The following is a 20354-nucleotide window of genomic DNA, read 5'->3' as shown; positions in this document are numbered from 1 at the left end:
TGACGACGTCGATGGCCGGGCCGGAGCATGCTGCTCCGGCCCGGCCCTCAACGTTGTGTTAGGCCGTTGCGGGGAGTCCCGTGCGGGTGAGGATCTCGTCGGCGATCTCGGTGGCTGGGCGGTCCTCGGTGTTGATGTGGTCGGCGAAGGCGGGCTGGCGTAGGGCGTCGAGGCAGCGTTCGATCTGGTTGCCCTCCCAGCTGAGCGGTCCCCACTTGTCGGGACCTTCGCCGCGCTCGCGCAGGCGGTCGCGGATGGCGGCGGCCGGGGCGAGGAGGGTGAAGTGCCGGACGTCGTGGCCGGCGTCGCGCAAGGGTTGGACGATCCGGTCGAAGACGGTGTGGCGGGCGATAGTCATGGGGACCAGGATCGGGCGTCCGTAGGCGCGGGCGGCCTGGTCGAGCATGCAGTGGGTGAGCGAGGGCCAGACGGGTTCCAGCTCGAACTCCTCTGCGCGCAGGGGCTCGGGGAGCTGGGCCCAGAGCATGTGGCCGATGTCCTCGGGGTTGATGACCAGGGGCTGGGACAGGCGTTCGGCGAGCAGGGCGGTGGTGGTGCTCTTGCCGACGCCGAACGGGCCGTTGACGAAGACGATCACGGGGCCGTGAAGCCTTTCTGATTGATGATCAGAAGAGTTCGACGTAGCGGTTCGGGTGGGCTCCGGCGTCGTAGCGCAGAACAAGCACGGTGTAGCGCTGGTGGGCACGAAGGACGTTCGTGGCGTGCTTGATCTCGCGCAGGCGATCGGTCATGGCGGTGCGGACGGCGGGGTCGGTGTTGCCGCTCTGGGCGCAGGCTCGGTCGACGGTGGACTGGCAATAGTGCTCGATGGCGTCGTCGGGCTCGGGGGTGAGGGTGTGGTCGGCCTGGTGGAGGACGTCGAGGCCGGCGAAGAGGGCGAGGGCCTGGTGGCGGGTTTCCATGGGGCTGGTGATGCCGAAGACGTCGCGACGGACGGCGGCGGCGTGGTCGGGCAGGGGCTCGGGGGCCCAGAGCGGTGCGGCGAGGACGTGTCCGCCGTTGTCGAGGAAGCCGAGAAGCCGGTTCGCCATGGCGGGCGGGTCGGGGAAGAAGCCGAGGGCCGCGCCGACGGCGATGTGGCTGTAGGTGTGGTCGGGCCGGTAGGTGGTGCCATCGGCCTGGTGGTAGGTGAGGCGGAGGGTGGGGTCGAGGAGGCGGTGGTTGTAGCGGGCGAGGTTGGCCGAGTCGTGGCTGAGGTCGAAGCCGGTGGCGGCACAGCCGGTGAGGCGGGCGAGTTCGCGCGAGCTGAAGCCGGTGGTGCAGGCGACGTCGAGGAGGCGGTGCTGCGGGCCGAGGCGGGAGTGCAGGGCCCAGGTGTTGAGCGTGGCGTGGGCGCCGGGCATCACGTTGGTCTGGTTGACCATGGCGACGAAGTCGGGGTAGCTGGCGGCCCGGACGGCTTCGGCGGACCTGGGCACCGTGGGCAGGGGCCAGGTGGGCATGGTGGTCATGGAGTCCTCTCTGCGGCGCGCAGCGCGGGGGTTCGGCGTTGGGCCGGTACGGGGGTGGGACGGAGGCCGGCCAGGCGGGTAACGCTCATGCCGAAACCGACGCATGGGGGAAGTCCGCTGTCGTACAGGTCGATGACCTGCTGGTAGGTGCGGTGGGCCGGGTGGCGGTCAGCCGCGAACTGGGCGACGAAGGCGTCGGCCAGTCGGTGGGGGTCGCGTTCGTTGGCGGCGATCTCGGCGAGTTCGAGGCCGTCGGCGTAGAGCCAGATGCGCTGGGCTTGGCGGCCGGTGCCGACGATCAGGGGTGAGGCCAGGCCGGGGATGTCGGTGATCGCGGTCAGGCCGCGCAGTTGCTGGCGGACGCTGTGGCGCCACAGGCGCCGGACGAGGCGGTCGGGGTCGTCGGTGTGCTCGGCGGTGTACGGGGTGCGCTCGGCGGCCAGGGCCCGGACGGCGGTGGCGTCGGTCGAGTCGATGCCGGTGATCTCGCGGAAGGCGTCGTCGAAGCTCTGGTGGGTCAGCGGGGCGGTGAGGCCGGTGGTGGCGGTGACGAGGTCGGCCAGGTAGGTGGTGGCCTGGTCGAGGGTGAGGTCGGCGGCGTACGCCTCCAGCATCACGAACTCGACGGTAGAACGGCCGCGTTGGCCCTCGTTGCGGAAACTCGGGCCGATCTCGTAGCAGCGGGCGGTGCCAGCCGCGATGGCGGCGAGCAGGTCGAGTTCGGTGGTGACGCGCAGGTACTGGCGGCGTCCGGCGGCGTACGCCCAGGTGGTGAACGGCCGTGCGGCGCCGCCGAAGTAGCCGTCGGTGAGGACGGGGCTGATCGTCTCGCGGAAGCCGCCCGCGGCGAGGTGCGCGCGCAGCGGGCCGAGGAGCGGGGTGAGGAGGGCACTGCCAGGTAACGGCGGTGGGACTCCGGGTTCGTGGTACTCCAGGTGGCGGACGAACAGGGTCGGGCGGCCGGTGCGACTGGTGGAGCAGGTGCCCCGGGCGGTGACGAGGTCGCCGGCGTGCAGGTCGGTGGCGATGGTGGGGTCGAAGGCGAACTGGGCGTCGTGGCGGTCCCAGGCGACGTCGGCGAAGGCGATGTGGCTGTGAGTGCGGACCGCGGTGATGCGCCCGGACAGGGTGAGGACTTGGTCGGGGGCCGGCCAGAGGTCCCAGTCGGCGAGTGGGAGCGGTTCGGGGTGGCGTTTGCGGGTGTGGGTGTGGCTTCGAGGGGCCGGGGCGAGCGGGTCGTCGGGGGCGGTGAGGGTCAGCAGCAGGGTGACCGGGTCGTCGGTGCGGGGGTCGAGGAGCCACGTGGTGCGGCGGATCAGGTCGCGGTGCAGGTGGCCGTCGATGTCGGGAAGCAGGTGCAGGAGGTGGAGGACCGCGGCGGCACGCAGGGCAGTCAGGCGGCAGGGGATGGTAGCGGTGAGCGCGTGGGTGGCGGCCGCCAGCCGGGCAGGATCGGCGGGACCGTGGGGCCAGGGCGGTCGTCCGGGTTCAGCGGCGGTCGCGAGGGCGTGGTACAGGATGTCGAGCTCGCGCGGGCCCCGGGCGGGCGAGCCGGCGTGGAGGGTGACGGCGGGGTGGGGGCCGTGGCCGAGAAGGCGGGCGATGCCTGCCAGGAGTTCATCGGCGCCGTCGGCGGGGTGGGTGGTGAACAGCACGGCGGCGGCGCCGAGCAGTTCGGTGGGCGCGTCCCACGTCGTGGGTTCGGTGGAGCCGTGCGTGGCGGCGATGGCGTCGGCCAGGGTGGCGAGGCCGGTGGTGGTCATGTCGTCTCCGGTTCGGTGGGGCCGGGGCGCCACCAGGCGACGGGCGGGTCACCAGGGTTGAGTGCGGCGACGAACTTGGCTGCCTCGGTGGTCCCTTGGGCAAGGTCGGAGTCGTAGGGGGTGCCGGCGGCGTGGTGGGCGTCGCGGATGCGCTCCCGGACGGCGGGCACGATGACTGTGCCCTTGGGGGTGGCGTGCCGGTCGAAGGAGTGGACGGGCTGGAAGAGGAGGAAGGTGGAGTCCGAGCCGTGGGTGGAGCGGGGGGAGGTGTCGGGGTAGCAGGGGGCGAAGACGACGAGGAACCAGCGGATGTCGGCCAGCCGCAGCCACCAACCATCGGCGCCCGCGTGCGCGAGTTCGGCGGCCGGGTCGGCGCCGGTCGCGGCCAGTAGGCCGATGACGGTTCTCCGGACGGTGGTGGCGACGGCTTCGAGGGTGGCTCCGAGACCGGGGTCGGTGAGCTGGAGGACCAGGCCGTCGAGTTCCTCGTCTTCGACGCGGCGCGCGAAGTCGGTCAGGACGGGCCCTGCCTCCAAGCCGGCCTCGTACGGTTCGGCCCCCGGGTGGGCGGGAGCGGCCTCGATGCGGGCCCGGGCGGCGAACGGGCATGCGGATCCGCGCCGGATGGGGGCGAAGGCGCCGTCAGCCACGGGCGGCCACCGCCCAGGCGTCGAGGTGGCTGCGCGAGGGCATCGGGCCATCCGCCCCCTGGTACTTGCCGCTGTACAGCTGGTCGATCTCGCCGAAGGTCTCCCACCAGCTGACCTGCGCCACCGGCATGCCGGGGTACAGGACAATGGGCAGTGTCGCGTACATCTGCAGGGTCGAGCGCCCGTAGAAGCCGAGGTCGATGAGGTCCGCGGTGCAGTGGACGAAGCATCCCAGGCGGGCGAACCCGGACTTGGCGTGCATGATGGGGACGAGCGCGTCGCTGCCGAACCGTTCGACGGTGTGGCCCAAGACGAAGTCGCCGCGTTCGAGGAGGTACCCGGTCGACGGGATCTCGCGGTACTCGACCTCGGGCTCACGCGTCGGGTCGAGGATGTCGTCCAGGTAGACGCCCACGCGGCTGCCCAGCGCCAGGTCGTAGCTGTTGGTGGTGCAGCGACGGGGGTTGAACGGGTCGATCTTGATGCGGCCTTGTTCGACCTCCCGAGCGACCTGGGGTCCGGTGAGGATCATGACGGTGCTCCGATCAGCGGCTGGGACTCGCAGGCGTGGTTGAAGCAGGCGTAGGTCGCCGAGGTCGGCCGGATGAGCCCGGTGTTGCACCAGAAGGAAACCTGGCCGGCGACCATGCCGGGGTAGATCCGGATCGGCAGAGCCGCAACGATCTCCAGCGTCCAGCGGTGGCAGGACGTTGTGTGGCCCAGATCGGCCGAGAGCTGGAGGAACAGCCCGCGCCGCCCGTTGCTGCTGCATCCGATCAGCCGCATCGCGAACAGGCTGCTGCCGATCTGCTCCTCGGTGTGCCCGAGGTACATCCGGTGCGGCTCCAGCACGTAGCCCTCGTCCGGCAGCTCCGTCTCCACAAACGTGCCGGTGCGGTCCTGGAAGACCTTCAGCCCGCGGCCCAGGTGGTAGTTGACGGAGTTGGGGTTGACTCCGGCCGGATCGTAGGGGGAGAAGACGATGTCACCTTGGGCGATGAACCGCCGGATGGCCCCACTGGTGAGGATCACCGTTTCGCCTCCCGCTCGACGTACACCGGCAGGAAGGTCGCGGAGCGGATCACCTGCGATGCCTTCCAGGTCACCCCGTCCTCCACGTGAAGCCGACAGCCGCGCCGCAGGACGGAGCGCATCACGGCGGCCGCCTCCATGCGGGCCAGTGCCGCTCCGAAGCAGGCGTGCGGGCCGTGGCCGAAGCCGACGTGCGGGTTCGGGCGGCGGCCAGGCCGGAACTCCTGCGGTTCCTCGAACACCTCGGGGTCGCGGTTCGCCGATGCTTGGAGTAGTACAAGCCGTCGGCCCGCCGGCACCGGCACTCCGAAGACCTCGCAGTCCTCGGCAGCCGTCCGGGCGGTGATCAGCGCCGGCCCATCCAGGCGCAGGACCTCCTCGACGAACCCGGCGATGGACTCCGCCGACCCGGCCGCCGCATCCGCCAGTTCCGGGTGGTCTGCAATCGCGATGAGCAGCGCGCCGATCAGCCCCGTCGTGGTCTCGTGGCCGCCGATCAGCAGGGCGATCAGGTTGGCCACCGCCTCCTCCAGCGTGAGGCGCTTCCCCTGCTCCTCCACCTCGACCAGGGCCGAGACGATGTCGTCGACCGCTCGGGCGCGGCGGTGCCCGATGAGGTCGGTGAAGTAGTCCCATAGGCCGGCCCAGGCGGCGGCGAGCCGCTGCCCCTGGCCGCCGGTGAGAGCGGGTTCGGTGAGCAGGATGACCTCGTCGGACCACCTTTTGACGAGGCCCTGGTCGCTGTCCGGGATGCCCAGCAGCGCGCAGATCGTGTGGACCGGCAGGGGTTCAGCGATACTGCGCACCGCGTCGCCGCCGTCGGCCGCCATGAACCGGGACACGAGCGCGTCCGCCGTCGCTGTGATCTGCGGCTCCAGGGCGGCGATCCGCCGAGGTGCGAATGCCTTGGCCAGCAGGCCCCGCAACCGCTGGTGCTCTGGGGCGTCCGCGTAGAGCACCCACGATGCGACCGGTTCGAGTACCGACCGCAGCGCCGGGCTGATCTCGTCCAGCAGGCCGGCGGCGGTCGGCGCGCACACGAAGCCCGGGTGCCGAAGTAGGTGGCGAACTTCCCGATGACGTGGGAAGACGAGCCGCCCGCTGCCCAGGTCCGGACAATCGATGGCCCGGGGGCCCTCGGCCAAGGTCGTGAGCGCGGGCTTGCGCTCCGGTCCAGAGGAGAGCGCCGTTAAGACGGTGGCTTGGTCCATGTTGTTGCCTCCCATCTGCCCGAACGTCCGCGAAGGGCCTTCCCGGGCCGTCGCGAGCTGGACGGGCGTAGCACCGGGATGAGGGCCCACAGGCGGCAATCGGGCTGTGGTGTAACGAAGTTCGAGGGGGCTACGGGAGGCGCCTGCCGACCGCAGGGTGGCGCACGGCCCCGTTCCCAACCGTGAACCGATGATGACGCTACGTCAGGCAAACGGCAAGAGGGTCGGAAAGGACACTCTGTCCTTTTCGCCGAACCGGCATATGCGAGATACTGCCTAACCGCTAGCCTGTCCCAGAGAAGGGGGAGGTGCTGAAGGTGGCTGTCGAGCCGACACCGCGGCGACGCCGCCTTGCGAGCGAAGTCAGGCTTGCCCGGACCCGACTCGGCTGGAGCGTCGAACAGGCCGCCGCTGCACTCGGGTATGGCTCCGCGTCCACCATCTCGAAGATCGAGAACGGCACGCAGGGGATCAAGCCGCAGCAACTCCCGCACTTTTTCGATGTCCTCCAGATCGCCGACCCCGCCGTCCAGGAAGCCTGGCGCGAGATGGTGCGCAACGCCCGCGACCGTGACTGGCACCAGCGCTACCCCGGCGTCGCAGACGACCCACTCGGCGATTACCTCGCCAACCTGGAGATCGCCAACACCCTGTTCATCTGGTGCCCGGTAGTCGTCCACGGCCTCCTTCAGTGCGACGACTACGAGCGGGCCGTAGTCGTCGCTAGCCGAGCCTGGAAGAGTGGCGAGGACATTGAGCGCTTCATCACGGTACGGCGGAACACCCGCCTCAGCGCGCTGTCCCGCAAGACCCCGCTACGGATCTGGGCAGTACTCACCGAGGCCCAGCTCCGTCAGGAAGTCGGTGGTCGGGCCACAGCTCGCGCTCAAGTCCTTCATCTCATCGAACTGGCCCGCGCCCACCGTGACATCGTCATCCAGGTCGTCCCGCTGTCGCGCGGCGCGCACGCCGGCACGGACGGGCCCTACATGGCCTGGACGTTCCCGACCGGCCATGACTCGGTCACCATCGAGGGCATGAAGACCGCCCTTCACCTCAACGACCCCGCAACCGTCACCGACTACCACACCTGCAGCGATCACCTGAAGACCGATGCCCTGCCGCCGAAGGAATCGCTGGAACTGCTCGCTCGAATCGCCAAGGACCTCTTGTGACCCACGACTTCGCGCCCCACGCTTCCCATGTTGACGCTGACACCATCGTCACCGCTGAGGAGAAGAACCTCCTCGACCCGACGTGGGTCAGGGACCAGTTCGAACGTGCGGAGTGGCTGACGGCCAGCAGCGGTGGAACCAACTGCGTGAAGGTCGCCTTCCTCGACCGTGGACTCGTCGGGTTGGGCGACACCTTGAACCCTGACAAGGACCCTCTCCTCTTCGCGTGGACCGAGTGGAAGGACTTCCTTGAAGGCGCCAGGGCTGGGCGATTCGATCGCACCGCAGCCCCCACCGCCTAGCCGCGGGCCGCCGGCACGTCACACAGCGCCCTCGCAGCTTGAGTCTCACCCGAGACGGTGGAGAACTGCCCTGGCTGTGGTGCGCTCCATCCAAGACGACTCGGAGCGGTTGTTCGACCTCACCCGCCCCGATCAGACCCGTCGCCTTCGCCCGCTAGCGGATCTACGTCCCGGACCTACCCCGGCACCCGCCGGGCGGTCACGTGGCTGCTGTACGTGCCGGCCCAGTCGATCCCGCGCGACGAGTTCGGGCTTCTGCGGCTGGCACTTGGCCGGGGGCAGCTGTCACGAGGTCATGGAGCCCGTCGCCTTCAGGCGACGGGCTCCGGCGCGTATCTGGCCCGGCTCAGGACACTAGGCCGTCCGGCCTTGACGGAGCTGCCGGTCCACAAGAGCAGGAATTGACGCGATCTTCGCCTCGGTGAGGTGGTTCCACAGAATGCCGGACGGGCGAGGTCGAGGCGGGCACGTGATGATCTCGGTAGGCGTGACCACCAGGTCCACGTAGACGTCGTGCTCCGACGTCGGGATGCTGTCCACCAGTTGCAGCTGGTGGACCGTCGTCGCGATGACGGTGCCCGGCCCTACCAGTCCGGCCTCCGCGAGCAGCGCGTACTCCAGGTCGGAGTAGCCGGCGCCCTTGCCGATCCGGGCTCCGGAGCGATCGGCCGCGACACTCCCGAGAACGATCAGGTCGACGGGCCGCATTCCGCCCACGTCGGTCGTCGGTGCGATGGCCGCCGCCGTGCGACGGTTCGCCGCGGCCTCAGCGGGACTCGGCAGTTCAGCCGGATCGAGGACAAAGAAGGGGTGCGGAAGGGCGAGCCGGGGGACCGCCATGTAGACCAGACGCCCCTCCCGCAGGGCTATTGCCCGAACCGGCTCCTGCGCTGTGTCGGGTACCGACTTCACCACCGAGGCGGTACGCCACGCCGGAAGCTGGGCAAGCAGCTCTGCGGCCTCGTGAGAGCCGTGGAAGTCGGGGATGCTGTTGCGGACAGGTCCACGCACGGCCCCTGCGGCATCCAACGCACTCCACACGCGCTCTCGCAACGCGGACTTGTCCGCCTCGATGTTGTTGGACAAGGGGGCTCCTTCTACGGCGCAGCCATCAGGTCGAACAGCCTGTCCTGAACATCCTGCACCTCTTGGGCTGTTCGCCACGGCCTGAGTTCCCTGACTGCGGTGACGACCACGCCGATTCCGCCACCGCTCATGATGGTCTGAAGATCGTCGATGGCCCGGTTGATGGCGAAGACAGCACCGTCGAGCTGGCCTTGCCCGATGGCAGCGCGGGCAAGGTTGCCCAGCACGATCGGCCGGGACTTCGGGCCGATCGAGACGGAGCCGGCCGCAGCTTCCAACCGTCTGCGCGCGGTGCGGTGTTGCCCGAGTTCGAGGTAACACGACCCAGCGAGTCGTTCGACTTGGTCGACGGCGGCAAGGTCGCTGGCGATATCGGTGGCATCGACTGTTTCGAGGGTGCTGATCGCCTCGCCAAGCGCACGGTCGCACTCGCGGCCCTGGCGAAGCATCGCATGGGCCTCGCCAGCGTGCAGCAGCGCGAGACCCGCGAGCGCTGGGCTGATCGGTGCGGCCACCGTGGCGGCGGACTGGGCCAGGGCCAGGCCGGCTTCGGCATCCCGCGTTCCGTACAACTCGACGTACGCCGACCGTAGGAGGGCATGGCCCTGCACAGCCGGGTCGCGTAGGCGCTCACCGATGCGGGCGGCCTGATCGTAGTACGTGCGGGCTGCGGCGGAAGCCCGGCGCTGGCTCGCGTCCCAGACAAGCTTTCCCATCAGGATGGCGGTCTCGGCCTGCAAGGCGAGCACGTCCCGTGTGAGGCGACTGGAGTGGGATTGCTGGGCGAGCTGTTTGAGGTGTGCGAGTTGTTCGCTTCCCTCCGCGAGGAGTTCGGAGCCGGGGACCAGCTCGTAGCGTGCCGACAGAGCGAGGTGTGCCTCGCGTAGTTCAAGGACCGTGGTCAGATCGGCGATTGTCGGCGCGCTCGGCACCTGACTGTGCTCCACGGTTGCCGACGGACCGTCGAAGAAGACACTCAAGTCAGTGACCTTGATCTTGAGCGCTCGGGCGAGTGGCGGGTACCTCCATGGCCTGGGCTTGTCGTGCCCACGCTCCCACCTGCGCACGGTAGAGAGACTCACGGTCAACAGTTCGGCCAGCTGCTCCTGCGTAAGGCCGGCAGCTCTCCGCCATCGGACAAGCTGTCGTTGCTCCATAAATCCCCCGAAGATCCACGCCGAACAACAGTGCAGGCCACGGGCCACTTTGAACCCTAAGGGAACCATATTCGCACCAAATCCGGCCTGGTGATCGGAAGTTGATGGTGATTCCGTAGGTAGTGCATCGGGCGCGTCGTGTCTTCGACGCGAGGTCCGTTGACCCACGACCCGCAGCCTCTTCGCCCGCTGGGAGCGATGTACATGGTGGCCGTCGAACACCCGACCGTACGCCGCTGGAAGGGGCGCTACAGGGCGGATACGGACCTGGTCCCCATGGTGCGTCACAACGTGCGGACGGAGCTGGGGAAGTGGGGATGGGACGTGAACGGCGAGCGCGTCGGCGATGTACTGCTCATCCTCACGGAGTTGGTGTCGAACGCCATCCGGCACGGCAGCAGCCCGGGTGACTCCGTTGTGGTGCAGCTTGACGAGAGCGGCGGCACCTGCCGGGTCGAGGTCGAGGATTCCCGGCCCGACCGGCTGCTCCCCGGGGCCTTAACCGCCTGTGGAGAGCACGGCCGGGGACTGATCCTCGTCGACCGCCTGGCGCTCGCCGTGGGAGTGGTGACTACGGCGACGACGAAGAAGGTATGGGCGAGCGTTCTTGCCGACGACACGGGAGCCACGCGGTGAAATTCAGCAAACTTGCCCAGTTGTTCGGTCGGCGGCCTGCGCCCGGCAGTCGGCGCAGGGCTGAAATGCCTCGTCCGCGACCCTACGCGCCGCCGGCCCGCCACGTGACCGGCCAGGACGTGTTCGTTCGGGAGCGCCCTTGGACGCCGCCTGCGCCGTTTTGGTGCACGGTCACCGCCTACTACCGATTCGGGCAGCCGATCACGCTCTGGAGCGGCGGCGCGGGCAGTGTCCGCCTGGCCGTCAAGGTGCTGCGCGAGCGGGTCGAGGCGCTCGCCGACGACCTCGGCCTTCCCGAGGGCGACGAGCAGTTGCTGTGGCTGGACGCCCCGTCCGCCGAGGGGCGGGCGGCCGACGACCTCGCCAAGGGCCGATCTCACGCCATCGCGATCACCCACGGCACCGTCGTCTACATCATCAACGCCACCCGGGCCGCCGCCGCTCGCGCCGAGACCGGGGCGGCGATCAACGACCTGCTCTGTTCGGCCTGACAGGGGCGAGTCTCATGACGTACACGCGACGCGGCCGACTCCGAGTGGCCGCACCGGACTTCAACCTCGGCGCGACCTGGCTCGCCTCCGCCAACCGGGAGCCGGAAGCGGCCATCGACCGATGGCGGGCGGGCCAGCTCGCCGACATCGAAACCGGCGAGCTGTTCAACGTCCTGCGCGTCAACGGAGAACAACTCGGCATGGCCGTCTTGAAGGGCCTGCGCCTGGCCGACAGGCCAGTCGGCCCGGTGCTGCACAACCGGACCGGCCAGTGCGTCGAGTTCCTGGTCACGATCCGGGCCGCCGTGCAGTGGAGCATGTCGAGCACCGAGCTGATCGGCCGGCCCGCGGACGGTGATCCACCCGACACGGTCGCGATGCCAGCGCCCGGCATGCAGCGGTTCTCCGGGAGGAGCTGGCTTGTGCTCCCGGACGGCGAGCGCAGGCCGACCGACCTGGGCGACCTGGCCGTGGCCCTGCGGCACGCCCGCGACCTACTGCGGCGCACCGACCAATGAACTCCCGTCGCGGCCAAAGGCGGCTCTGAGGCCGCGACGGGCACCCGGCCCGCCCGTTCATCCCCCCTTGAACGGCCGGACCGGGACGGATCGGCCGTCCCCGCAGCCGATCCGCAAGCTGACCGTTCCCGGGCCGGGCGCACACGCCGGCGGGCGCGCTGCGCCCCCTGGGGACGGTCGGCTCCGATCTCCACACAAGACCAACCACGAAGCCCTGCGGCACCCCGCAGACCGGAAGGAACGACGATGCGATCCAGCTCCCGCGGGTCGACGGAGAAGGCGGCCGACCCGCCCGGGCTCCAGGACGGCACCGGCTGGACGGGCCGAGCCCCGGAGATCCTGCGCTCCTACTACCTGGGAGCGACCGCCGACGAGCTGTGCGAGTGGTACGGGATCCCCGACAGGAAGGCCTTCGGCCGGCTCCGGCTGCGCCACCACGCGCCCGTGCGCCCGCCGCACCGGTCGCGGCCCGCCTCCGCGCAGCCGGAGCGGGCCGAGACCAGGCCGAGCCCCCAGGCCCGGGAGATCACCGACGAACGGCTCGTCCTGCTGCTGCACGACCAGCTCTACGACATGCAGCAGCGGGTCCTCACCTCCTTGATGGGCCCCATCCTGCCCGTCGTCTGACACCCCCCCAGTTCATCTCGTCCGCCGACCCGTTCCCGAGGACCGTGCGATGACCGACAACGACCAGCCGCGCCTTTCGGCGAGTGCCCCCGAGCACCGGCTTCCCGTGGTGCAGGAGCCCCGGGTCCGCCCGTGCGGGCACTACGCCGACCTCACGGAAGAGGAACGCGAGGTGATGGCGCTGCTGGCCGCAGACTTGAACGCCGTGCAGATCATCGAGCACACCGGTGCGTCCGACTACGCCGTCCGGACCCGCATCGGCACGCTGGGACAAAAGCTCGGGGCGACCACGCTGCCGCAGATCACCGACATCGGGTGCCGGACGGGACTGCTGGTCCCGCCCCGGGGCGTGCTGAAGACCGCGATCTCCGTCACCGCGCTCGCCTCGTTCCAAGCTCTGGCACACGGCAGCACCCGAGAGCGGATCGCCCGCCGCAAGAAGATCTCGCAGAACACGGTCGCCAACCACTTGGCGACCGTCCGCGCCCGGATGCGTACCGCGTGGAACCCGGCGGCGGTCTACCGGGCCCACGGAGTGGTGCCCGCAGTCCTGGACGCCACCACCCCGCCCTGCCCGTTCTGCGCTGCCGGCGGCGCATCATGAACCACGCCCTGCCGCGCGTGGCGCGGCTGAAGGCTGACGGCCGCCCGAGCCCGGTCTGCGGCCTACCGAGCGAGAACGGCGGCCGCCACCGCGGCGCAGGCCTGCACCGCCACCAGGCGCCGCAGCCCCACCGGACGCGCGCGCAGCTGGCGTTCACACTGCCGCGCCCGCTCGAACAACAGCCTCTCCAGGCGCGCGCGGGTGCTCCGGACGGCCTTGCCGGGCGGCTCCTCACACACGGAGCGCAGCGCCATCCCCGCCGAGCGCAGCGTCAGCATGACTCGCGCGTAGTGCGCCTCGGCGAGTTCGGTGCCCGGAACCGGGGTGTCGTCCTGGGCCCGCTGCTGCCAGGAGCGGGTGACGGCGTCGGCGACGGCGGCGGTGTCGGCGGCCGCACGCGCGAACACGTCGCCAGGGTGGCCGGCCTGCCCCAGCAGCCGCAGCACCTCGGCGGTCTCACCCGTCAGGGCCTCGGCCAGGACGGCGAGCGCCACTGCGGGGGAGTCCTCGAACCGGGTAGCGACGTGCCAGCGGGGAACCTCCGGCAGCAGGGTGAGTGTGCCGTGCCGGGCGGCATGGTGGGCCAGGTGCGCGCCGTAGGCCGGAGCCTGCTGCCCGTGGTCGCGGATCACCAGTTCTTCGATCGGCGGCATGCGATAGACGCCGTCGCCGAGAACCGGCCAGCCGACGACGTCCGACGGGGCGGCCTCGCCAGCTGGCAGACCGTGCCGTGCGGCGACTGCGGCCAGGTGAGCCGCCAGGCCCGGCACGTCCCGGCTCACGACGAAGAAGGTCTCGCCGAACTCGGCGTTGTGCAGGCTCACGATGGCGGCCGGCTCCAGTTCGTCCACCAGCTCGGCCAGCGCCTGCTGCTCCGGCAGTCCGAACCGGTGGAGCTGGCCTCGCCAGGGAATGGGAAATGTCCATTCCGGCTGCTCCGCCAGTGCCGGGCGGTAGAAGTAGCGGTGTTCGGTGTGGAGGTCGAGCGGCATGCTTGTCCACTCGGAATTCAGCGCTGCTCCGTCGGGGTCCACGCATGGCAGGAAATTCCAGGCAACACCGTCGCGCAGCTCCGGCCGTGCGGTCATCAGGTCGGCCAGGAAAGCGACGGTCGCATACCCCACCGGCTCGTTCGGATGCGGGCCGCCGACCACCAGCACGGACCGCCTCCCCGCCCCGACCGACAGCACCTCCAGCGCCCGACCCCCACGTGACGTGCCGATCCGCCGCATCCTGCACAGCCCTGCCTCGCGCCGGGCGATGCCGCGAAGCCGCCGCGCGAGCTCTTCCACCGATGGCACCAGCTCTGCGGCCGGCACCAGCTCCGCGTAGCCGGCCAGCCGCTCGTTCAGACCGGAAAGGAAATCAACCACCGCTAAAAATCCCTTCTCGAAACCGGGCTGGAATAATCCTTGCCCGGAATTATGTGCTGCCCGAAAATGGGCATGGAAAGTGGTCGGTTAAATCCCCGGAAACCTCTTCCGGGGGAAGTTGATGAATGCTTTCATAGGTGTCGGTGAATTCGCCACCATCCCTTTCGATACCGACAGGAGTACCTTCATGGACGCCCTCCTCGCCGCCGCCACGACCGCTGACCCGCAGGACACCGAGCAGTCGCAGGACAGTGGGCTGCGCCCGGCCGCCGGCCACGAGCTGCTGGGCTGCACCGTCTCCGGCCAGTAGCCCACCGGCACCATCCACGGTGGGCCTGGCAGCGTGTCAGGCCCGCCCTCACCCCCGGTCCGCCCTCGACTCGAGGAACCCCAGTGAGTCACCTGCGACTTCGTGCCGAGCATCAGCCCACGATCCGGCCGGACGGCCGGATCCAGATCGGCTCGCTGCCCGGCCTCGCAAGCACCCTGCCCGACCTGGAAGGCTGGCGCCGGCGCCTCCTCCAGCTCCTGGACGGCACCCTGACGGCAGACCAGGCCGCTCAGACGATCACCACCGAGCACCCGGACGTCCCGGCCGCGCAGGTGCAACTGCTGCTCCTCGACCTGCTCCGAGCCGGGCACGTACAGGACGCCGCCCCACCCGGCCCGGCCGCCCGCCTGAACGCCGACACCGTCCGACTCCACCGGCGCGGTATCGAGTACTGGGAGATGGTCGACCGCAACCCCCGCCGAACCGGCGCGGACATCCAACAGGCCCTGGCTCGCTCTGCGGTGGCCGTCGTCGGCATCGGTGGCGTCGGCTCCAACGCCGCGGCCGCGCTGGCCGCCGCGGGAGTCGGCCGCCTGATCCTGGCCGACCACGACCGCGTCGAGGACTCCAACCTCAACCGCCAGGTCCTCTACACCCGCGCCGACCTCGGCCGACACAAGGTCGACGCCGCCCGCGACCGACTGCTGGAACGCCACCCCGACCTCGACCTCGTCCTGCTGCCCGAACAGATCACCCGCCAGGTGCAGTTCACGCGCCTGATGCGCAGGTGCGACCTGCTGATCCTCGCCGCTGACGAACCCGACGGCCTGCGCCTGACCGCCAACCGCGCCGCCCTCACCACCTCCCGACCCTGGATCGACCCCGGCTACCACGGCCCCGTCATCAGCACCGCCCTGTACACGCCCGGCACCGGCGACGGCCCGTGCTGGGAGTGCCTGCGCCACTTCGACGCCACCGCCTACGGACTGCCTGGCGTCCACGGTGACGTCCTGGCCGCCGCCCTGCCCCGCCCCCTCGGCAACCCCGTCATCTCCACCAGCGCACTCCTGGCGGGCGCCTACGCCGCCCACGCCGCGCTCGCCCACCTCACCGGCACCCGCAGCACGAACCCGGCAGGCGCCATCCAGCGGCACAGTCTCATCGCCCCCGCCGACCAGCCGCTGGGCCCCATCACCCACCCTCGCAACCCAGACTGCCCTTCCTGCGCCCCGTACCACCCGACCGCCGCACAGGCCGACTAGCGGAAGATCCCTGCCACCCGCTGGCCCACAGCAGCACCGTCCGGGCCCGGATGACAGGACGACTACCGCCCGCCATCCGACGAGTTCCTGCACAGCCGACTCCGAGGCCGGCTCTCTCCCGTACCCGACGGCGGCCCGCCGTCGACCGCCGAGCGCGCCGGGGCGAGAACACCGCGCTTCTGCGCATCCGCACATCACGCACCACCCATGGCGGCCGTCCGGGTTAGGGCCGCACTCCCACCACCCACCCTCGCCACAGGAGGTCCACCATGCCCGACCCGCTCATCGAGGAGCACGCCTTCCTCAGCAACACCCGCACCGCCGCCCTCACCCGGCCCGACGGCACGATCGCCTGGCTGTGCCTGCCGGACTTCGACTCCAACGCCGTCTTCGCCAGCCTCCTCGGATCCTCCGCGAACGGATCCTGGCGAGTCGGCCCGGCGACCTACACCAGCACGCCACCCGTGAGCCAGCGCCGCTACGTCGGCGACACCCTCGCCGTCGAACACGTCTGGGAAAGCACCGCCGGGACATTGGAGGTCATCGACTTCCTGCCCGCCCCGGACGCCACCGGGTACGCGCCGCCGACGATCGTGCGCATCGCCACCTGCCGCAGCGGCATGGTCCGCCTCGCCTCCGAATTCCGGCCCCGCCCCGGCTACGGCTCGCTGACCCCCGGGATGCACCAGGTGGACTACGGCACCTCCAGGCTGCGCGTGACAGCCGACAACGACACCTACTGGCTGGACGGCCCGAGCCACAGCATCAACCTCGGCGGTACCGCCTCGTGCGACATGCCGTTGCGCTCCGGACAGAGCATCGCCTTCGCCCTGACGTGGACGCGCACCGGCACCCCGGCGCCTCCCCCGATGACGGACAGCACCGCACTGGAGGCAACGAAGCGGTACTGGACCGAGTGGGCGGCCGCCTGCACCTACCAGGGCCAGCACCGGGACGCCGTCGTCCGGTCGGCGCTCACCCTCAAAGGCCTATGCGACGCCGGCGGCGCGACGGTCGCGGCCCCGACGACCTCACTGCCCGCACCCATCGGCGGCGTGCGCAACTGGGACTACCGCTACACCTGGCCACGCGACACCGCCTGGATCATGCAGTCCCTCCTGTCCCTGGGGTACACCGAAGAGGCCACCGCCTACCGGGACTGGCTGACCACCCACGTCGGCCCGGACGGCCCCACACCCCTGTACGGCCTCAACGGCGAGCCCGTCCCCGCCGAGGAAACCCTGCCCCACCTCAGGGGCTACCGCGGCTCCAAGCCGGTGCGGATCGGCAACGCCGCCGCCGGACAACACCAGCTCGACGTGTACGGCGAACTCGCAGACCTGCTCCAGCAGATCGACGACGCAGGCATCCCGCCCTGCCCCGACGCCGACCGCCTGCTGCTCGCCATCGCCCTCAACGTCGAGGCGCTGTGGGAGCAACCCGACGACGGAATGTGGGAGAGCCGGGGCACCCGCCGCCGCTACGTCTCCTCCCTGGTCTGGGCCTGGGTCGCCCTGGACCGGGCAGTCCGCGTGCTGTCCCGCCACGGTGCCGCCGACGAGGAAACCCTGCTGCGCCTGGCGGCGACCGCCGAGGCCATCCACACCGAGGTGTGCGCCCAGGGCTACGACGCTGAACGCAACACCTTCACCCAGTACTTCGGCAGCCAGGACCTGGACGCCTCCCTCCTGCACATCGCCCGCGTCCGCTTCCTTCCCCCGGACGACAAGCGAGTGATCGGCACCGTCGAAGCAGTGGAGCGCGAACTCTCCGCCGGTGGCGGCATGCTCCTGCGCTACCCCACCCACACCGACGCCGCCGACAACGTGGACGGACTGGCCGGCCACGAAGGGGCGTTCCTCGCCACCGCGTTCTGGATGGCCGAAGCCCTCGCCCTCATCGGCAGGAACGGCGAGGCCCGGGAACTACTCGACCGCCTCCTAGCGGTGCGCAGCGACCTCGGCCTCCTCGCCGAACAGTACGACCCTGCCCAGGGAATCCACCTCGGCAACTACCCGCAGGGCCTGTCGCACGACGGCCTGATCCGCGCCGCCCTGGCCATCAACGCCGCGAGCACGGTCCCCCCCGCCGACGGCGAGCTGATGCTCGCAGCGGCAGAGGGATAGCGGCGCAGCGCTGCCCACCCTCGCCGCCCACAGCATCCACCACCTCCACCCGCCGCCGCCCGCCTCCGAGCCGGTCCTCACGCTGCTGCGCCGCACGACCGGCGAGCAACGCGTCGCCGCCGAACCGCCGCACCGGCCCCTCCCCGGAGGAGCCGTCCCTCCCGGCGGACTGAGCACCCGCACCACCGCACCGACCCATGGCGGCCGTACGGGCCCGGGCCGCACCCCTTCGACCGCAGAGAAGAAGATTGAGCACTCCGCCACCCTCCGACGACGGGCTGGCAGCCCGTGATCTGGACCGCCACCTGATCAACCGTGCAGGCATCCTCGTCGACTCCCGCACGCTCGACGAGCTACCGGCCACCCGTCTGTCCGGGACCTCCCCCGTCCTCCTGGCCACGGGTACCCCCGTGCCCACCGGCGTCCCCGCACCGCTGCTGCGGCTGCTGATGCGCGCCGGTTCCATGGCGATCCCGTGCGCCCTGATCGCCGAGCGCCTCGGCCCGCAGTTGACCGGCATGCTCATCACACAGCGCATCCCCAACGTGTGGTCCGCCTCCGTGAGTGCGGCAGAGCAGCGCGAACGGGGAGCCAACGCTTACCGCGCCGCCGCCCACGCTCTCGGACTGTCGGTGGACACCTGCCTGGTCATCACCACCGACCCCGCACCGCCCGCAGCGAAGGCCAGCGGTGCGCGCCGGGTACTGCTCAGCCGCACCGGTGTCCTCAGCACTTACGCCACGGCCATCACCGGGCTGAACGAATACGAACACGCCCTCGCTCAGCTGATCGCCCTTGGACACACCTACGAGAGCGCCGCCGAGGAACTTGGCTGCTCGATCCCCAAGGCTTCCAACACCATGTTCAGGCTGATGCGCCGCCACGGCCGGAGCGACCGCACCCGCACCATCGCCGATCTCATCACCACCGGGCTGCTCGACACCACTGAGCTACGCGCCGAGCTGCCCGACAAGCTTCCCGACCTGCCCCCGCGCGTGCTCAAGGTCCTCACTCTGCTCGCCACCCACGAGGTCCGCACCGTCGCACGCCTGGCCGGCATCAGCCAGGACACCATCGGCAGCGTCATCACTCGTGCCGTCACCGCGATCGGCGCCCGCAGCCGCACCCACGCCGTCGTCACAGTTCTCCTCCTCAGCCGATCGGACCTCGCCGAATCCGATGGTGGGCGGTGAGGCTGATCGAATACCCGCGCCAGTACACCGCCGACGGCAGTCCGCCGTTGCACCCGGCCGGGACCGGTGCCGGCCGCTCGGGCTGGGAGGCCGATGCCGTCGCCCTCCTGCTCGGCACGATGCCCGGGCTGGCCGTTGTCGGAGACCCCGGCGCCACCGTGGAGACGGCCCCCGACCACCCCAGCGCCCCGGCCGCCACCACCCGTCCCGGTACCCCGGACTTCTTCACGTCACGATCCTCGGCGGCCGGACCCGACAGCGTGTGACGCCGGCTCCCCGCAGACCGATCCGGGGGCATCACACAGCCCGCCCATCCCGTCTGCTCAGGGTCGCCGAGTCGCAACGATCGACCGATCGGCTGGCCGCAGAACGGTCAGAACCGCTAACTACCCCTCACCAGAAGGCGCATTGTGACTCCCGACGAAAGCCGTGCCGCCGTCGTCGCCACGGCATCGCTCCAGGGCCTCGACCCGCGCGGAGCCGTCCTCCTCCACCTCGGTCCCCACCACACCTGGCGCCTGCCCAAGTGCGGAGCCATCGCGAAAGTTTGGCGTCCGGGCACCGACTTCGCGACGGCTTTCCGCGAGTGTCGCATCGGGTCGTGGTTGCGGCGTAACGGCATCCGGACCCCGCGGCTGGTGGGCAACTCGGCCTTCCCGGCCCCGTACGCCGAAGGCCGCTACTACCTCCACGTCACGTACACCGAGGACCTGGGCGACCGCCGTCCGAGCATGGCTGTCCTGGCCGACGTCATGAGGCGGATGCACGGCCTGGACGTGCCGCCCCGTCTGGGCCTGTGGACGTTCAGCCCGGTGCCGAAGCTCGCCCAGCGCATCACGGAACTGCCGCCGGGCGCGCTCTCCCACGACCAGGAGATGCACCTACGGGGACTGCTGGCCAACGCCCAAGCGGCCTGGTGTTCCGTGCCCTGGCCCGCTCCCAGCGTGATCCACGGCGATCCCGGGTTCGCGAACTGCCTCATGACCTCGACCGGTCCCGCACTGATCGACTTCGAGCGGACCTCGACCGGCCCCGCGCTGTGGGACCAGGCCATCTTCGCGTGGCGGCGCGACGTCTTCGGCATGCCCAGCAGCGAGTTCGAGGAGTTCGTCGGCGGCTACGGCGCCGACGTCACCACGCACGACGACGGCCGCACCTACCGTCTGCTGACCCCGCTCTTTGCGCTCACCGCTTGGCTCTACCTGGCCGAGTGCGCCCGGACCGAGCCCGAGCTCCAGGCCGAGTCAGACCGACGCCTGGCCACCCTGCTCGCCTTGCCGCCGTTCCCGTGGAGCTGGAAGTCCGCCACCGAGGCTAGGGCGAAGGCCACGCGATGACCGGCGGCGACCTCTGCCGCTACACCTGCACCACCATCCCACGCTGAGCAGAGGGACGCCGCGCCCCG

Annotated in this window: 23 protein-coding genes and 1 pseudogene; 13 read left to right on the top strand and 11 right to left on the bottom strand. The window is 70.5% G+C overall.

The genetic code is table 11. From position 1 onward, the window contains the following. Positions 1–58: 58 nt before the first annotated feature. From OG556_RS16455 to OG556_RS16425, 7 genes are read right to left on the bottom strand one after another with little or no spacing between them, the layout of a single operon-like run. Positions 59–598, bottom strand: a complete 540-nt coding sequence (locus OG556_RS16455) for an AAA family ATPase (protein ID WP_371517695.1) — start codon at positions 596–598, stop codon at positions 59–61. 28 nt (positions 599–626) lie between these two features. Beyond that, positions 627–1472, bottom strand: a complete 846-nt coding sequence (locus OG556_RS16450; protein ID WP_371517694.1) for a class I SAM-dependent methyltransferase — start codon at positions 1470–1472, stop codon at positions 627–629. Continuing rightward, positions 1469–3235 carry an amino acid--tRNA ligase-related protein gene (locus OG556_RS16445; RefSeq protein ID WP_371517693.1) on the bottom strand — a complete coding sequence of 589 codons (1767 nt, stop codon included), beginning with the start codon at positions 3233–3235 and terminating at the stop codon, positions 1469–1471. Before OG556_RS16445 ends, OG556_RS16450 begins: the two co-directional genes overlap by 4 nt. Then, positions 3232–3885, bottom strand: a complete 654-nt coding sequence (locus tag OG556_RS16440) for a hypothetical protein (RefSeq protein WP_371517692.1) — start codon at positions 3883–3885, stop codon at positions 3232–3234. The genes OG556_RS16445 and OG556_RS16440 overlap by 4 nt, the downstream gene beginning before the upstream one ends. Continuing rightward, positions 3878–4417, bottom strand: a complete 540-nt coding sequence (gene dcd / locus OG556_RS16435) for a dCTP deaminase (RefSeq protein WP_331743521.1) — start codon at positions 4415–4417, stop codon at positions 3878–3880. The genes OG556_RS16440 and dcd overlap by 8 nt, the downstream gene beginning before the upstream one ends. Beyond that, a complete protein-coding gene (locus OG556_RS16430; RefSeq protein WP_331743524.1) occupies positions 4414–4917 on the bottom strand; it encodes a deoxycytidine deaminase in 504 nt (167 codons plus the stop codon). The genes dcd and OG556_RS16430 overlap by 4 nt, the downstream gene beginning before the upstream one ends. After that, positions 4914–6143: a cytochrome P450 gene (locus OG556_RS16425; protein WP_371517691.1), complete on the bottom strand. Its 1230-nt coding sequence runs from the start codon at positions 6141–6143 to the stop codon at positions 4914–4916. The genes OG556_RS16430 and OG556_RS16425 overlap by 4 nt, the downstream gene beginning before the upstream one ends. A 293-nt stretch (positions 6144–6436) precedes the next feature. Here OG556_RS16425 and OG556_RS16420 point away from each other — a divergent pair, with 293 nt between their 5' ends. Together OG556_RS16420 and OG556_RS16415 are read left to right on the top strand one after the other, a co-directional pair. Continuing rightward, positions 6437–7303 carry a helix-turn-helix domain-containing protein gene (locus OG556_RS16420; protein WP_371517690.1) on the top strand — a complete coding sequence of 289 codons (867 nt, stop codon included), beginning with the start codon at positions 6437–6439 and terminating at the stop codon, positions 7301–7303. Continuing rightward, positions 7300–7605: a DUF397 domain-containing protein gene (locus OG556_RS16415; protein WP_331743531.1), complete on the top strand. Its 306-nt coding sequence runs from the start codon at positions 7300–7302 to the stop codon at positions 7603–7605. Before OG556_RS16420 ends, OG556_RS16415 begins: the two co-directional genes overlap by 4 nt. A 354-nt stretch (positions 7606–7959) precedes the next feature. On the opposite strand, the gene OG556_RS16410 is transcribed toward OG556_RS16415, so the two are convergent. The 3 genes and pseudogenes from OG556_RS16410 to OG556_RS16400 all read right to left on the bottom strand — a co-directional run. Then, complete coding sequence (locus tag OG556_RS16410; protein ID WP_331743534.1) at positions 7960–8691, bottom strand: 5-formyltetrahydrofolate cyclo-ligase; 732 nt, start codon at positions 8689–8691, stop codon at positions 7960–7962. A gap of 11 nt (positions 8692–8702) precedes the next feature. Beyond that, positions 8703–9671: a transcriptional regulator gene (locus OG556_RS16405; protein ID WP_331743536.1), complete on the bottom strand. Its 969-nt coding sequence runs from the start codon at positions 9669–9671 to the stop codon at positions 8703–8705. Positions 9672–9683: 12 nt separating this feature from the next. Then, positions 9684–9848 (bottom strand): annotated as a pseudogene (locus OG556_RS16400) (helix-turn-helix domain-containing protein); the annotation flags it as partial. Positions 9849–10052: 204 nt separating this feature from the next. Between OG556_RS16400 and OG556_RS16395 the strand changes: the two are divergent. From OG556_RS16395 to OG556_RS16375, 5 genes are all read left to right on the top strand, one after another. Next, positions 10053–10484: an ATP-binding protein gene (locus OG556_RS16395; protein ID WP_331743539.1), complete on the top strand. Its 432-nt coding sequence runs from the start codon at positions 10053–10055 to the stop codon at positions 10482–10484. 65 nt (positions 10485–10549) lie between these two features. After that, positions 10550–10975: a hypothetical protein gene (locus OG556_RS16390; protein ID WP_371517689.1), complete on the top strand. Its 426-nt coding sequence runs from the start codon at positions 10550–10552 to the stop codon at positions 10973–10975. A gap of 14 nt (positions 10976–10989) precedes the next feature. Further along, positions 10990–11493 carry a hypothetical protein gene (locus OG556_RS16385; RefSeq protein WP_371517688.1) on the top strand — a complete coding sequence of 168 codons (504 nt, stop codon included), beginning with the start codon at positions 10990–10992 and terminating at the stop codon, positions 11491–11493. Positions 11494–11739: 246 nt separating this feature from the next. Beyond that, complete coding sequence (locus tag OG556_RS16380) at positions 11740–12120, top strand: hypothetical protein (protein WP_371517687.1); 381 nt, start codon at positions 11740–11742, stop codon at positions 12118–12120. A 49-nt stretch (positions 12121–12169) separates the two neighbouring features. Further along, on the top strand, positions 12170–12724 hold the full coding sequence (locus tag OG556_RS16375; protein WP_371517686.1) for a hypothetical protein: 555 nt from the start codon (positions 12170–12172) through the stop codon (positions 12722–12724). Between the two features lie 62 nt (positions 12725–12786). Here OG556_RS16375 and OG556_RS16370 read toward each other — a convergent pair whose 3' ends face one another. Further along, complete coding sequence (locus tag OG556_RS16370) at positions 12787–14097, bottom strand: M14 family zinc carboxypeptidase (RefSeq protein WP_371517685.1); 1311 nt, start codon at positions 14095–14097, stop codon at positions 12787–12789. Positions 14098–14284: 187 nt separating this feature from the next. Between OG556_RS16370 and OG556_RS16365 the strand changes: the two genes are divergently transcribed. From OG556_RS16365 to OG556_RS16340, 6 genes are all read left to right on the top strand, one after another. Further along, the gene (locus tag OG556_RS16365) at positions 14285–14407 is read left to right on the top strand and encodes a hypothetical protein (RefSeq protein ID WP_371517684.1); all 123 of its coding nucleotides are present in this window, start codon (positions 14285–14287) and stop codon (positions 14405–14407) included. An 83-nt stretch (positions 14408–14490) separates the two neighbouring features. Beyond that, a complete protein-coding gene (locus tag OG556_RS16360) occupies positions 14491–15630 on the top strand; it encodes a ThiF family adenylyltransferase (protein ID WP_371517682.1) in 1140 nt (379 codons plus the stop codon). A 269-nt stretch (positions 15631–15899) separates the two neighbouring features. Continuing rightward, positions 15900–17756 carry a glycoside hydrolase family 15 protein gene (locus OG556_RS16355; RefSeq protein ID WP_371517681.1) on the top strand — a complete coding sequence of 619 codons (1857 nt, stop codon included), beginning with the start codon at positions 15900–15902 and terminating at the stop codon, positions 17754–17756. A gap of 248 nt (positions 17757–18004) precedes the next feature. Continuing rightward, complete coding sequence (locus OG556_RS16350) at positions 18005–18949, top strand: hypothetical protein (protein ID WP_371517680.1); 945 nt, start codon at positions 18005–18007, stop codon at positions 18947–18949. Further along, positions 18946–19215 carry a hypothetical protein gene (locus OG556_RS16345; protein WP_371517679.1) on the top strand — a complete coding sequence of 90 codons (270 nt, stop codon included), beginning with the start codon at positions 18946–18948 and terminating at the stop codon, positions 19213–19215. The genes OG556_RS16350 and OG556_RS16345 overlap by 4 nt, the downstream gene beginning before the upstream one ends. Before the next feature lie 144 nt (positions 19216–19359). Then, a complete protein-coding gene (locus tag OG556_RS16340; RefSeq protein ID WP_371517678.1) occupies positions 19360–20286 on the top strand; it encodes a phosphotransferase family protein in 927 nt (308 codons plus the stop codon). Positions 20287–20354 lie beyond the last annotated feature (68 nt).

The sequence above is a fragment of the Kitasatospora sp. NBC_01300 genome, assembly GCF_041435235.1.
Lineage (GTDB): Bacteria > Actinomycetota > Actinomycetes > Streptomycetales > Streptomycetaceae > Kitasatospora.
The sequence above is the reverse complement of the archived record's forward strand: the minus strand, read 5'-3'. Positions and strand labels throughout refer to the sequence as shown.